This is a genomic window from Microcystis sp. CS-574 (assembly GCF_028329095.1).
GTDB lineage: Bacteria > Cyanobacteriota > Cyanobacteriia > Cyanobacteriales > Microcystaceae > Microcystis > Microcystis ichthyoblabe_A.
In genome coordinates, this window is sequence record NZ_JAQMSY010000023.1 from 52,968 (window position 1) to 62,411 (window position 9,444).

Genomic DNA, 9,444 nt, shown 5'->3' on the forward strand with positions numbered 1-9,444 from the left:
GTCCCATGAATAGTTATCGAATCCTGACTATCTTGATCATGTTTAGTTCCCCGGTTTTTTGGGGCTGTAGTCCCCCCTCTCCCCCTAAAAGAGAACCGACGGCTAAGATAATCATTTCTCCTTCTCCCAGTCCGATTATTCCCCCATCAGACATTAAGGCTGCTAATCGTTATCGTCAATTGGGATTACAGTATCGTCAACAGGGAGATTTTATCAAAAGTATTGAGGCTTTAAAAAAATCGGTACAGTTAAACCCCAATCATCTAGACGGGAGAGTAATTTTAGGCTGGACACAACACCTAGCTAAACAACCTTTAGCGGCACAAACAACTCTCGAAGAAACGATTAAAATTGCTCCCGATCATGTGGCTGCTTATAATGCTTTGGGTATTGTTTATCTTGTCGGTGGTCATCTTGAAAAAGCCGTAGTCACTCATACTAAAGCCGCTAGTTTAAAACCCGATAATGAAATCGCCTACTATAATTTATCCCTCGCCTATCATCGCCTAAAAGATTTTGATTCAGCTATTACTAACGCTAAAAAAGCAGTTAAATTAGAGCCAAATAATCCCCATCCTCTTGTGGCTTTGGCAATGATTTATTTAGATCAAGGTGATAGTAAAAAAGCGCGGGATACCTATAGAAAGGCTAGGGATTTAGACGGTCGTTATCGAGAAAAATGGTTTCTGGCACACCTGAAGGAAGCGGGTTTTAGTCAGGAGCAAATTAAATTAGTCGAAAAGTTACTATCTGGTTAGATTTAAAAATTATTATTTCCCCTTAAGATGCCTGTCGATGTCCCAGTTTTAGGAAAATAGTTTCTAAATCTTCGCGGCAAGTATAAAACTCCCTTAAGGCCAGGCCAGAAACGACTAAAGATTTCAACAATTCGGCACTATCTTCTAGGGTTCCCGTAAATTTAACTCGGAGAGTATTAGTATTAATAATTCTTTGCCAACTTTCCACAAAAACACATTGTTCAAGAGCGGTTTCTAAGGCTTCTAAATTGCCTAGAGTCGTAATCTGCAAGTATTGACCAGCTAGACGTTGATTTAATTCCTCTAAAGAGGTACTTTCCACTAGATAACCTAATTCCATTATACCCACAGAAGTACAAAGTTCCGCTAAATCACTAAGGACATGGGAGGAAATTAAAATAGTCATACCTGCCGATTGTAAGACTTTAATAATCTCACGAAATTGTAGGCGAGCGATCGGGTCTAATCCAGAAACCGGTTCATCGAGAAGTAAAATTAAAGGTTCATGGATAATCGTTCGGGCTAAACTTAAACGTTGTTTCATCCCCCGGGATAAAGTAGCGATCAAATTATGACTTTTATTGGTTAATTGTACCAGTTCTAGAACCTCATAAATGCGGCGATGACGTTGGGAGCGAGGGATATGATAAAGACGGGCAAAATAATCAAGATAATTCCAGACATTTAGGTCATCGTAGAGGGGAAAATTATCGGGTAGATAACCTAAATTTCTTTTGAGACGGGGATTACTCTCATCTCTTAAAAGACGTTCTCCGTGCAGATATATTTCTCCCGTTGTCGGTTCTTCCGCTGCCGCTAACATCCTAATTAAAGTGGTTTTTCCCGCTCCATTTGGACCGATTAACCCGTAAACTTCCCCCGCTTCAATCTGTAAATCTACTTGATTAACAGCCCCATGGCGGTCAAATTGTTTGGTTAAACCAACGGTAGCAATGGCTAATTCGGGTGCGTTCATAAAGTTTTTAAGTTAGGTTCTGAGGGTGACTCGCTAACCAAGAATACAGGGTTTATCTCCCATGACTTCCGCTGGTTGTTGTTAAATTGTTTAAGTCTTAATATCTTCTCAATTTTTTGATAATTGACCACTGTTACATTTGGTAAATCGAGGAGTTGATCAAAATTTATCCAGATAACCCACCTCCTATTCTGTATTGATATTATAACATCCTCACACAGAACCTAGAAGAGCCGCCTTATCTTCTGAGTATTCACAATTGATCGGTAAATACCTTGTATAAGAAGGGTCCAGGCGAAAAAAAGCCAAAAAGTAGCGGAATGTATAGCGCGGCACTACATCTCAGAAAAAACATCCTACAATAGAGACAAGAATAATCGGAGATCAATGGGGGTGAACGTCATGTTAGTGATCTTAACCGACGAACACATTCTCGATACGGGTTCTGTGTGTCAGGGCTGTCTTTTAGCCAACCAGCAGGGGCAGCCCCGGTGGCGAGAGGGTAAACTAGGCTGTGGTCATTCCCTAGGCAAAGGGGGCAGCCAACAGCCCAATCTCTACGAGTGTCAGATGGGCTTTACAATTGCTAATATTGAAGGCTAATCGAACCTACTAAAGGATCAACCTAGAGTTGAATTAGGGGGGTTTTCTTGGGACTCCGAGGAGAGAATCAAGGCTATTGCTCATCCCCGATTCAGCTTAGATACAATGACAATAATGGCTAAGGGTTTTGTAGCATTGATCGTAGGCTTTTTGGGCTTGGGTTAAAACATCGTCGGAAATTTCTATATCTAATTTTCTGGCTTGTTTAATAATTTTACCCGCTCTGATATTCTCGGAAGAATCGCCTAGCCCACGAATGCCAGTAGTGTTTAAAACTCGATATTCTTCAGAAAATCCCGTTTTAGTATCGAGATGACTTTGTAAACTATTAAAGACCAATTGACTTTGGTTTAATACTTGATCGTGGGTGATAAGTAAACTCTTTTCTTGACTGTTAATTAAGCGGGCATAACTTTCTAAAGTGGCTAAACGACCAGTATAATAACCCAGGGCTTGCTGCTCATTGTGATGGGGTTTAATATCTAGAATACTAGCTAAAGTGCGCTTCGGTTCTCGTAGTAAAAATATGGTCTTAACCGCATCAGATTGCAAAAAACTATGATCTAAAAACTTCTCATCGTGAAGAACTTTATCTAAAATATATTTATGATTCATGTTTAAATCTTTCAAACGCCAGTGGAGTCTAAACATTAAAGTTTTAAAATCCTGTTCACTCTCATAAACCAGATGAGTTTCGCCAAAACCGATAATTTCAGGATTAGAATTGAGGATATGGGTCAATAAAGACGAACCCGATCGCATATGGCTAAGAATAAATAAAACCTGATAGGGTTGGGGACGAAAGAGAATTTTATAGGGGTCTTTGGGTATATCAATGCGTGCCTGAAAATACTTATAAGTTAAACGATGGGCTAAACCCTGCCAAGATTGGGGCAAGCGATCGAGGGCTATAGTCATAGGTTAATCAGGAATTGCGTCAACTTGTCGCTAAGATTCCCCTATAATGTATCCCATTTAAGACCCAAATAAAAGTGAGGTTTATACAAAATGGGATTGCCAAGTTGTTAGCTCTGGTTTTTTACAGCGCGAACCAATGTCTGGTTTATGATCAACACTATTCCCCATCTAGTCAAAATGAGTCAGTTTCCCTTCCAGGAAAAGGTACTCGCTATTGACACGGCCCCTTTAAGCGGGGAAAAGGTTAATCGCCCCGGACTGGGTACAATGGAGGAATTAAGAGCCTGTGCTGAAAAATTAGTTAGGGTTTGCTGAAAAAGTTTATTGGTGGGGTTAGGAGTCGGTCGTCGGTCTTCGGTCGGGGAAGTCAGAATAACAGTCAGAATAACAGAATGACCTCGCAGGTCTGGAAGCGGAACCCTTTGCCATCGCCTCCGGAAAGTGCAAGGGTTTTGAGTCCCTCGGATCGATTTCTCAACGTTTGTTTCTGGCACTTTTTGGGCGAAAAAAGTCCCAAAACCGTTTTCTAGCAAGGCTTCCAGTAATTTTCAGCAAGTCCCAACTAACAGAAACCCGAAATTAGAGTTTTTATTAGAAAAAAGTTAGCGATCAGTTGTCAAGCAAGGGTTTCAGAATCTGGATTCGGTCAGGGATTTCCGAAAGTTCCAGAAGATCGATAATGACTCTACTAGCCTCAAGATAGCAAAAAACCCGGCGGGAAAATCTCCCCACCGGGTCAAAAAGGCAAAAGTAAAGAATTATTTCTGATCAGCCTTTTTGCTTGACTTATCACCCATTTTGTACTTACGCAAGAAGCGATCGACCCGGCCCTCCGTATCAATCATCTTCTGGGTTCCCGTATAAAAAGGATGATTACCCGACCAAACCTCCACATGAATTTCTGGTTTGGTCGAACCCACCGTCATCACCACTTCACCATTACAGATCACCTTAGCTTCCGGATACCAAGTAGGATGAATTTTTTTCGGCATAATAAACCTCTCTATTAACCTAACGTTTCGAGTATTGAGGCGCTTTACGCGCTTTGTGAAGACCGTATTTTTTCCGTTCCTTCGCCCGGGGATCCCGAGTCAGATAACCTTCACTCTTGAGGGGAGGACGATTTTCCGGGGCCAATTGACATAAAGCTCTAGCGACACCCAATTTCACCGCGTCCGCTTGGCCGGTCAAACCACCGCCCTCGGCCTTAACGATGATATCATACTCGTTTTCCAGTCCCAAAGTCTCCAGAGGAGCTTTAATCGTCTGGATATAGGTGGGAATGCGGTTAAAGTGGGTTTCCCCATCGCGACCGTTAACGGTAATTGCCCCCGTCCCCGGCACCAGACGCACGGAAGCGACCGCCGATTTGCGTCGTCCCGTTCCCCAATAAACTACCTTATTTTTACTGTCCGTGGCTTGCATTGACTTAATTTCCTCCTGCGGGAATCGTATTAATCGCTAAAACTTCCGGTTGTTGTGCCTGATGGGGATGTTCCGCACCGGCATAAACTTTCAGTTTCGTGAACAATTTCCGACCTAAGCTATTTTTCGGGAGCATTCCCTTAACAGCGTGTTCGATAATCCGTTCGGGAATGCGTTTTTGCAGTTTATCGAAGCTTTCTACCTTCATACCACCCGGTCTGCCGGAGTCGCGGCGATAAACTTTCTGTTGGCGTTTTTTGCCCGTTACCGTTACTTTTTCGGCGTTAATAACAATGACAAAATCCCCCGTATCCAGATGGGGGGTGAAGGTGGCCTTATTTTTGCCCCGTAGAATCATCGCGATTTCGGTGGCCAGACGACCTAGACGCTGATCGGCCGCATCAATGACGTACCATTTCTGCTCTAGAGTCTCTAAATTTGGTAGCGGTGTTTTGTTCATGGTCAGTTTGCCTTGCTTTACAAAAATAAACTTTGAATCTCTATGCTCGGAAATAATAAAGAGGCTGAGTCTCGCACCAGACGCTATCGGCAAAGGGAAAATCAGCGTAACCCACCCGCAGTAAACATAGTCCTTTAGCTGGTGCGGCGTATTTGACCAATTCTCGGCGCTGATTGACCCAGATGTCGGTAAAGTTTTCTAGCGATCGCTCGCCAGTTCCTACCTCTACCAACATTCCCACCAATAGCCGCACCATCCCGTACAAAAAGCCATTGGCTTGAATTTCCATCTGTATAAACGGCCCTTGACGGTAGCATTCCACCCCCTGTACTTCTACCCAAGAATGGTCACGGCTAGAGTTGGCACGGTGAAAGGCGGCCAGATGGTGCTTTCCCAATAGGGGGGCCAGGGCCCTGGCCATCAAATCGGCATCGAGGGGACGATGGTAGTAGTGCCAACTAAAGGGGCTAACAAAGAGATTGGGGATGGGGTCGGTATAGAGGGTGTAACGATAACGTCGCCAGAGGGCCGAGAAACGGGCGTGCCAGCGATCGGGAACCTGAGCCGAAGCCCGAATGACGATATCGTCATCTAGCCGAGCATTGAGAACCTTGGCCCAATGGGCAGGTGGGATCGGACTCTGCTGCTGGAAATGGGCAACCTGGGCGGCGGCGTGAACACCGCTATCCGTACGTCCGGCCCCGTGCAGAGTGACGACATAACCGAGAATATCGGCCAGAGCCTTCTCGATTTCTTCCTGCACGCTCCTGTGATGGGGTTGCCGTTGCCAGCCGTGGAAATTAGTTCCCACATACTGGATAACTAGGGCGATCCGCGACTGGGGGCAAGCTGTCATCGTTACATCAGTTCGATAATCGCCATGGGGGCATTATCCCCGCGACGGCGCAGGGTACGCACGACCCGGGTATAACCGCCGTTACGGTTGCCATAACGGGCTTGTGCGCCTTCAAAGAGGGCGTGAACCAGTTGTTTGTCGTAGATGTAGCCCATGGCTTGGCGACGGGCGCTCAGGGAACCGTCTTTAGCTAGGGTGATAATGTGGTCTACCTCTGCTCGCACCGCTTTCGCTTTCGCTAGGGTGGTGGTGATCTGACCATGTAGAATTAGCTGGGTGGCTAAGCTGCGCAGCAGTGCCTTTCTTTGGTCAGCCGGCAGACCCAATTGAGGCACTTTACACCGATGTCTCATGGTATTTTCCTGGAATTGGGTTTACTTGCTTTTTTCTTGGGGTAGGGTGATGCCTAACCGTTTTTGTAGGGCTTCAATGACTTCTTCAGCCGATTTCTGCCCAAAGTTTTTGATTTCTAAGAGATCTTCTTGGCTGTAATCGAGGAGGTCGGCTACGGTGTTGATCTGCGCTCGCTTCAGGCAATTGTAGGCGCGCACGGATAATTGTAGTTCCTCGATCGGAATTTGGTTTTCTTGGTTGATCTCTTGGTCGTCAAAGTTACCGGAGGATTCGAGGGCGTTGAGATCCTTGAGCGGGTTAAAGAGATTAACCAGCATATCGGCCGCTTGGGAAAGGGCTTCTTTGGGGTTAATGCTCCCGTTTGTCCAAATTTCTAAGAGCAGACGATCTCTAGCTTGACCGCTTTCGGAACGGATATCTTCGACGCTGTAGTTGACTTTGGTTACGGGCATAAAGATAGAGTCGATTTGCAGAAAGTCGAGCGAAGTGGCTTCTTCTTTACTGCGATCAATTGCCCGGTAGCCTTTGCCTTTTTCCACGCGAAATTCCATCTCTAGCTTGGCCCCTTCGGCTAGGGTGGCGACGTACTGATTGCGATCAACTATCTCGATTTCTGAGGGTAAATCGAATTGTGCCGCCACTACTGTCGCCGGCCCAGTTGCCACTAAACGCCCGATCTGGGTTTGATTGGTGTAGCTTTTCAGGATGATTTCTTTCATGTTGAGCATGAGTTCCATCACGTCCTCGCGTACCCCCTCGACGGTGGCAAATTCGTGATTGACTCCCGCGATCCGCAGGGCCGTCACGGCCGCCCCTTCCAGATTGGAAATGAGAATCCGTCTCAGGGCATTACCTACGGTTGTACCCTGGCCTCTTTCCAGAGGCTCTAGTACAAATTTACTGTACTGACTCTGATTCTTGTAAGTTTTTGCTTCTACACACTCGATTTGAAATTGCGCCACCGATTGACCTCCCTTGTTCAGTTATCAGTTATCAGTTATCAGTTTTCAGTTTTCTTTGGCTTTCAGCCTTTAGCTTTTTGCTCAGATGGTCTTTGACGACCCGATTCTGCTGCTGATGCGCTCAAAGCTAACGGCTGTCGGCCTCAAGATCCCTGTCACCTGAAAAAGCTGTTCACTGTTTACACTCTCCGGCGTTTGGGAGGACGACAACCATTGTGGGGGATGGGAGTCACGTCCCGGATCAGGGTGATTTCTAATCCTGCTCCTTGCAGGGCCCGGATTGCGGTTTCCCGTCCTGCCCCGGGGCCACTAACCATCACTTCTAGTTGACGCATTCCCTGTTCGATCGCTCGGCGGGCAGCGTTATCGGCGGCGGTTTGGGCGGCGAAGGGGGTTCCTTTTTTGGCTCCTTTAAAACCACTCGATCCCGCCGATGCCCAAGAGATCACATCGCCTTTGGTATCGGCGATCGTGACAATGGTGTTGTTGAAGGTCGATTGAATGTGAGCGACTCCGGTAGGAATATTTTTTTTCTGTTTTTTCGGTCCGGTTTTTTTGGTTGGTCGCGCCATAGTTTTTCTTGATTGGGGGATATCGCAATGAATAAAAAATTATTTCTTGGAGGGGGCTTTTTTCTTCCCTGCCACTGTCACCCGACGACCGCGACGGGTCCGCGCATTGGTTCGCGTCCGTTGCCCGCGCACGGGTAATCCTAGCCGATGCCGACGACCTCGATAGGTGCCGATATCGGCGAGGCGTTTGATGTTCATCGCCTCCCAGCGTCTCAAATCCCCCTCGATTTGATAATTTGTCTCGATATAAGTCCGTAGCGCCGCCACGTCTTCATCGCTGAGATCCTTGACCCGAGTGTCAGGGTTAACACCCGTCGCGGATAAGACTTCTTGGGAACGCGATAGACCCACTCCGTAGAGGTAGGTCAGGGCGATTTCCACACGCTTATCGCGAGGTAGGTCTACACCAGCTATCCTTGCCACGCTTTTTTTTTCTCCCTATGAACGATTTTTTTTCCAAAAACGACTACAATTAACGGTAACGATTCTCTGCCCCAAGACAGTGACTTTGGTGGTTTAACCTTGTCTCTGCTTGTGTTTGGGGTTAGAACAAATTACCATGACTCGACCGCGCCGACGGATGACGCGGCACTTTTCGCACATTTTTTTGACAGACGCTCTAACTTTCATGCCTAACTATTTTGGCAACACTGCAAGCTTATTATTATATCAGATTTCTTTTACTCGTGTCACCTATTTTTTTTAAATAAATTTGGCTGCTTATTAGGCTTTTTGGCTTCTCTGCCCCTATTTATCGCTATTTTTTTTGATTTTTCAGGCGATAGGTAATTCTGCCTTTGGTTAGGTCGTAGGGTGTGAGTTCCACTTTTACTCGATCGCCAGGGAGGATTTTGATATAATTACGGCGGATTTTGCCGGATATGTGAGCTAAGACGTTGAAACCGTTATCTAAATCCACCCTAAACATGGCGTTAGGCAAAGATTCCGTGACGGTTCCTTCCATTTCGATGAGATCTTGTTTAGACAAAGTTAATTCCTCAATTTCACTGGGGACAATTTATTTAATGATTCGGATCTCTCTTGGGTTTGGTGGTTAAAATGTATTCTAAGATACATTCCTCCCAGCGGGGGGGTGGAACGAACCACAAAGACACAAAGGACACAAAGATTGATCGATCCTATGTAATTTAAACTTATCACACAGAACCTAGTAGGAGAGCCGATTCGGCAGCAGCAACCGTGCTGTCACCACAGTTCCCCCAGTATAGCTTATCAGTGATCAGTGATCAGATGTGAGTTTTCAGTTCACAGCAAAAAAGCGCCCCATCTTTCCTCTCCCATCTCCTGACTCCAGTCTCCACCCCCATCTCCCCACTACTAGGCAGTATTGTAAAGTTTTGTAAAAATATATGCAAATGACTGCAAACAACTGCTAATATGGTTAGTACAAGTTTACACTGCAGTTCATATAAAACTATCAGATTATGCTAAGAAAAAAGGGATCAGTTATGACACTGCTTGGAGAATGTGGAATCGAGGGCAGTTACAAGGAGAACGTCTTCCTACAGGAACAATTATTATTTTTGAAGATGACCGTTC

Annotated in this window: 15 protein-coding genes and 1 pseudogene; 4 read left to right on the plus strand and 12 right to left on the minus strand. The window is 45.6% G+C overall.

Features of this window, described 5'->3' with window-relative positions; genetic code table 11:
• Positions 1–5 precede the first annotated feature (5 nt).
• Positions 6–758, plus strand: a complete 753-nt coding sequence (locus PN470_RS01885; protein WP_103113342.1) for a tetratricopeptide repeat protein — start codon at positions 6–8, stop codon at positions 756–758.
• 22 nt (positions 759–780) lie between these two features.
• On the opposite strand, the gene PN470_RS01890 is transcribed toward PN470_RS01885, so the two are convergent.
• A complete protein-coding gene (locus tag PN470_RS01890; protein ID WP_103113343.1) occupies positions 781–1,734 on the minus strand; it encodes an ABC transporter ATP-binding protein in 954 nt (317 codons plus the stop codon).
• A gap of 402 nt (positions 1,735–2,136) precedes the next feature.
• On the opposite strand from PN470_RS01890, the gene PN470_RS01895 reads away from it, so the two are divergent.
• Complete coding sequence (locus tag PN470_RS01895) at positions 2,137–2,337, plus strand: hypothetical protein (protein WP_002735656.1); 201 nt, start codon at positions 2,137–2,139, stop codon at positions 2,335–2,337.
• A 96-nt stretch (positions 2,338–2,433) separates the two neighbouring features.
• On the opposite strand, the gene PN470_RS01900 is transcribed toward PN470_RS01895, so the two are convergent.
• Positions 2,434–3,255, minus strand: a complete 822-nt coding sequence (locus tag PN470_RS01900; RefSeq protein WP_002777697.1) for a sulfotransferase — start codon at positions 3,253–3,255, stop codon at positions 2,434–2,436.
• A gap of 147 nt (positions 3,256–3,402) precedes the next feature.
• Here PN470_RS01900 and PN470_RS01905 point away from each other — a divergent pair, with 147 nt between their 5' ends.
• Positions 3,403–3,570, plus strand: a complete 168-nt coding sequence (locus PN470_RS01905; RefSeq protein WP_016514325.1) for a hypothetical protein — start codon at positions 3,403–3,405, stop codon at positions 3,568–3,570.
• 443 nt (positions 3,571–4,013) lie between these two features.
• Here the strand turns inward: PN470_RS01905 and rpmE are convergent, their stop codons facing one another.
• The 10 genes from rpmE to infA all read right to left on the minus strand — a co-directional run bounded on the left by rpmE (position 4,014) and on the right by infA (position 8,872).
• Positions 4,014–4,247, minus strand: a complete 234-nt coding sequence (gene rpmE / locus PN470_RS01910; protein WP_002735793.1) for a 50S ribosomal protein L31 — start codon at positions 4,245–4,247, stop codon at positions 4,014–4,016.
• Positions 4,248–4,266: 19 nt separating this feature from the next.
• Positions 4,267–4,680, minus strand: coding sequence for a 30S ribosomal protein S9 (gene rpsI / locus PN470_RS01915; protein WP_002737094.1), 414 nt, complete (start codon positions 4,678–4,680; stop codon positions 4,267–4,269).
• A 4-nt stretch (positions 4,681–4,684) separates the two neighbouring features.
• Complete coding sequence (rplM, locus tag PN470_RS01920; protein ID WP_002735375.1) at positions 4,685–5,140, minus strand: 50S ribosomal protein L13; 456 nt, start codon at positions 5,138–5,140, stop codon at positions 4,685–4,687.
• A 40-nt stretch (positions 5,141–5,180) separates the two neighbouring features.
• The gene (gene truA / locus PN470_RS01925; protein WP_069475085.1) at positions 5,181–5,996 is read right to left on the minus strand and encodes a tRNA pseudouridine(38-40) synthase TruA; all 816 of its coding nucleotides are present in this window, start codon (positions 5,994–5,996) and stop codon (positions 5,181–5,183) included.
• Between the two features lie 2 nt (positions 5,997–5,998).
• Positions 5,999–6,349 carry a 50S ribosomal protein L17 gene (rplQ, locus tag PN470_RS01930; RefSeq protein WP_002760055.1) on the minus strand — a complete coding sequence of 117 codons (351 nt, stop codon included), beginning with the start codon at positions 6,347–6,349 and terminating at the stop codon, positions 5,999–6,001.
• Between the two features lie 21 nt (positions 6,350–6,370).
• Positions 6,371–7,312, minus strand: coding sequence for a DNA-directed RNA polymerase subunit alpha (locus PN470_RS01935; RefSeq protein WP_002737965.1), 942 nt, complete (start codon positions 7,310–7,312; stop codon positions 6,371–6,373).
• A gap of 179 nt (positions 7,313–7,491) precedes the next feature.
• Positions 7,492–7,884 (minus strand): 30S ribosomal protein S11, encoded by a 393-nt coding sequence (rpsK, locus tag PN470_RS01940; RefSeq protein WP_002735413.1) that lies wholly within the window; start codon positions 7,882–7,884, stop codon positions 7,492–7,494.
• A 39-nt stretch (positions 7,885–7,923) separates the two neighbouring features.
• Positions 7,924–8,307 (minus strand): 30S ribosomal protein S13, encoded by a 384-nt coding sequence (rpsM, locus tag PN470_RS01945; protein ID WP_002735415.1) that lies wholly within the window; start codon positions 8,305–8,307, stop codon positions 7,924–7,926.
• Positions 8,308–8,400: 93 nt separating this feature from the next.
• On the minus strand, positions 8,401–8,514 hold the full coding sequence (gene rpmJ, locus PN470_RS01950) for a 50S ribosomal protein L36 (protein ID WP_012593611.1): 114 nt from the start codon (positions 8,512–8,514) through the stop codon (positions 8,401–8,403).
• 127 nt (positions 8,515–8,641) lie between these two features.
• Positions 8,642–8,872 (minus strand): translation initiation factor IF-1, encoded by a 231-nt coding sequence (gene infA / locus PN470_RS01955; protein WP_002737109.1) that lies wholly within the window; start codon positions 8,870–8,872, stop codon positions 8,642–8,644.
• A gap of 441 nt (positions 8,873–9,313) precedes the next feature.
• Between infA and PN470_RS01960 the strand changes: the two are divergent.
• Positions 9,314–9,444: pseudogene (locus PN470_RS01960) on the plus strand (IS607 family transposase); the annotation flags it as partial.

What these genes read in the sequence shown, in the direction of transcription:
- PN470_RS01885 (WP_103113342.1), top strand. Translation starts at nt 6, where the DNA reads ATGAATAGTTATCGAATCCTGACTATCTTGATCATGTTTAGTTCCCCG.
- PN470_RS01890 (WP_103113343.1), bottom strand. Translation starts at nt 1,734, where the DNA reads ATGAACGCACCCGAATTAGCCATTGCTACCGTTGGTTTAACCAAACAA.
- PN470_RS01895 (WP_002735656.1), top strand. Translation starts at nt 2,137, where the DNA reads ATGTTAGTGATCTTAACCGACGAACACATTCTCGATACGGGTTCTGTG.
- PN470_RS01900 (WP_002777697.1), bottom strand. Translation starts at nt 3,255, where the DNA reads ATGACTATAGCCCTCGATCGCTTGCCCCAATCTTGGCAGGGTTTAGCC.
- PN470_RS01905 (WP_016514325.1), top strand. Translation starts at nt 3,403, where the DNA reads ATGATCAACACTATTCCCCATCTAGTCAAAATGAGTCAGTTTCCCTTC.
- rpmE (WP_002735793.1), bottom strand. Translation starts at nt 4,247, where the DNA reads ATGCCGAAAAAAATTCATCCTACTTGGTATCCGGAAGCTAAGGTGATC.
- rpsI (WP_002737094.1), bottom strand. Translation starts at nt 4,680, where the DNA reads ATGCAAGCCACGGACAGTAAAAATAAGGTAGTTTATTGGGGAACGGGA.
- rplM (WP_002735375.1), bottom strand. Translation starts at nt 5,140, where the DNA reads ATGAACAAAACACCGCTACCAAATTTAGAGACTCTAGAGCAGAAATGG.
- truA (WP_069475085.1), bottom strand. Translation starts at nt 5,996, where the DNA reads ATGACAGCTTGCCCCCAGTCGCGGATCGCCCTAGTTATCCAGTATGTG.
- rplQ (WP_002760055.1), bottom strand. Translation starts at nt 6,349, where the DNA reads ATGAGACATCGGTGTAAAGTGCCTCAATTGGGTCTGCCGGCTGACCAA.
- rpsK (WP_002735413.1), bottom strand. Translation starts at nt 7,884, where the DNA reads ATGGCGCGACCAACCAAAAAAACCGGACCGAAAAAACAGAAAAAAAAT.
- rpmJ (WP_012593611.1), bottom strand. Translation starts at nt 8,514, where the DNA reads ATGAAAGTTAGAGCGTCTGTCAAAAAAATGTGCGAAAAGTGCCGCGTC.